The 2455-nt window shown below is 43.5% G+C and carries 2 protein-coding genes; one reads left to right on the forward strand and one right to left on the reverse strand.

Features of this window, described 5'->3' with window-relative positions; translation table 11 throughout:
* Positions 1–1235 (forward strand): peptidoglycan DD-metalloendopeptidase family protein (locus FFR48_RS27225; protein WP_137669509.1); only part of this gene is annotated, 1235 nt, incomplete at its 5' end.
* A gap of 77 nt (positions 1236–1312) precedes the next feature.
* Here the strand turns inward: FFR48_RS27225 and FFR48_RS27230 are convergent.
* Positions 1313–1969 carry a riboflavin synthase gene (locus FFR48_RS27230; protein WP_096572151.1) on the reverse strand — a complete coding sequence of 219 codons (657 nt, stop codon included), beginning with the start codon at positions 1967–1969 and terminating at the stop codon, positions 1313–1315.
* Between the last annotated feature and the right edge of the window lie 486 nt (positions 1970–2455).

Here is a 2455-nt window from a genome sequence, read left to right on the forward strand (position 1 = left end):
CAAAAGCAGAAAATTCTCAACCTGTTGTCATCATTAAAACTTCTCAACCGAAAGCGGAAACGTCACAGGTGAAAAAACCAGAGACTTCTGTTAACTCAGCACCTGAGAAACCCGCAGAAGTAGCTAAACCAGCAAATAATAATGCTGGGGATACTGGCAGCGCCACAGCGAGGAAAACCAAAGATTACAATAACACCCAGATTGACCCCACCGAATACAATGGGACTGCAACTAACAACTATGAACCACCCAGTTCTGTAGTTGTTACAGAAAGGTCTAGCGGTTGTGAAGCAGTTTTTTCTAAAAGAGAAATTGCTGCTGGTGCTTGTGGTAAAAAAGCCACTGATACCCCTACCGTAGCTGATGCACCCAAAAAATCAGCACCTAGTTGGATCAAAAAAAGTGAAACCGCTAGTTTAGAAAAAACACCAAAAACACCGCAAGTAGCGGCTCAGTCTAACTCACAAGCCCGCAATGTAGTGAAAACGGTTGCTACTGCTGTCAATAATAATCAAAGTTGGCGTACTGCCCAAACAAATACCAGCAGTTCTACAAAAACCGCCTATCGTCCGAATCGGTTTATTCCTCAACCCAGCGAGTTTTCCCCAACTACAACCGTCAATGCTACACCCATCGCCCCCAGCTTTGGCAGTTTACCCGCGCCAATGGCAGAGGATAATATAGCACCACGTCCAAGTAATGTATCTTATGATTTTGCCCTGGCAGCGGTTTTACCACAAGTTCCTTACAGTAACACCTTTGCTTATGCTTACCGTGGTGGTAGTTCGGGAGTAGCTTTTCCCTTATCTTTTGCTGCGCCTGTAACTTCTTTATTTGGTTGGCGGATACATCCTATAACTGGCGATCGCCGTTTCCATGCAGGTACAGATATAGGAGCGCCCACAGGTACACCAATTTTAGCAGCGGCTAGAGGTCAAGTAGAAACTGCTGACTGGATTGGTGGTTACGGTTTAACCGTGATTATTAATCACAGTTCTGCCCAACAAACTCTCTACGCTCATATGTCAGACATCTTAGTTCGTCCTGGTCAGTGGGTAGAACCAGGAATGGTGATCGGTCGAGTTGGTAGCACTGGTAACTCTACAGGACCTCACCTGCATTTTGAAGTCCGTCACCTCACACCCAACGGTTGGGTTGCTGTTGACCCCGGTGTGAAGTTACAAGCAGGTTTAAATAACTTGGTGTACAACAACAGAACAGCACAGGCCAGATAGGGGACAGGTGACAGGTGACTAGGGACTGGGTAATCAGTTATATTTTTCCCAATCACCAATCACCAATCACCAATCACCTATAAATACCCGTGTTCTATTAAGAATGCGGGTGTAATGTCCTCTTGATGTGGTGTTTTGCCTGGGGAAATGAATTTTTCCACGTATTTACCCAGGATATCGGCTTCTAAATTTACCCAACTACCAGAACTTAAACAACTCAGGTTTGTTTCCGAGTATGTGAGGGGAATGACGGCTGCTGTAAACTGTGAGTGTTCGGGTTGATAGGTGGCTACAGTGAGACTGATACCGTTGATGGCGATGCTACCTTTAGGGACGATATAACGAGCGATCGCCTCTGGTACTGCAAAAGTCATTTCCCAAGAGGTCGCTGTCTGTTCCGCTAAAATGAGTTCACCCATCCCATCTACATGACCCATGACAAAATGACCTCCTACCTTACCCCCCACTCGCAGCGACGTTTCTAGGTTGACATATCTGGCTTGGGTTTCTTCTCTCCCTAAAGTGGTACGACGCAGGGTTTCTGGTGAAGCAGTGGCAATAAAACCATCTTTTAAAATTTCTTCCACCGTCAGACATACGCCATCTACTGCTACACTATCGCCATAAGTTAAATCGTGCATAATGGCATCCGAGTGGCTGACAAAAGTAATCTGCCACAAATCGTTAGATAAGGGTTTAATTTTACCTAATCCTTGAATTAATCCTGTAAACATGATTTTTTGCCAAATTAACTTTATTTACAAGTTTGCTAAGAATTGGTAATGGGTAATTGGTAATGGGTAATTGGTAATGGGTAATTGGTAATACAATTTTGGATTTTGGATTGTTTTTGTCAATTCCAATCTAAAATCTAAAATTTTCTTTCCCAGTCACCAGTCACCAGTCACCAGTCCCCAGTCACTAGTCCCCAGTCACCAGTCCCCAGTCCCCAGTCACCAGTCACCAGTCACCAGTCCCCAGTCACCAGTCACCAGTCCCCAATCACCTATTGCTTAATTTTGGCTGAAATCAACTGATAATTCCGAACAAAAACGTAAAACATTTAAAGATAATTTCTGAAGTTTTTTTTGAAGGTTAGTAGCTAGTTACTGTTTTCTTAACCAATACTAACAAATACTCACATTTACTGAAAATTTCCTGTCATCTTTTGCTTTGTGACAGAATTACAGTAAAATCACTGTATGCTACTAGGATTCAAA

Origin of the sequence: Sphaerospermopsis reniformis, assembly GCF_005402885.1 — a bacterium.
Taxonomy (GTDB): Bacteria; Cyanobacteriota; Cyanobacteriia; order Cyanobacteriales; family Nostocaceae; genus Sphaerospermopsis; species Sphaerospermopsis kisseleviana.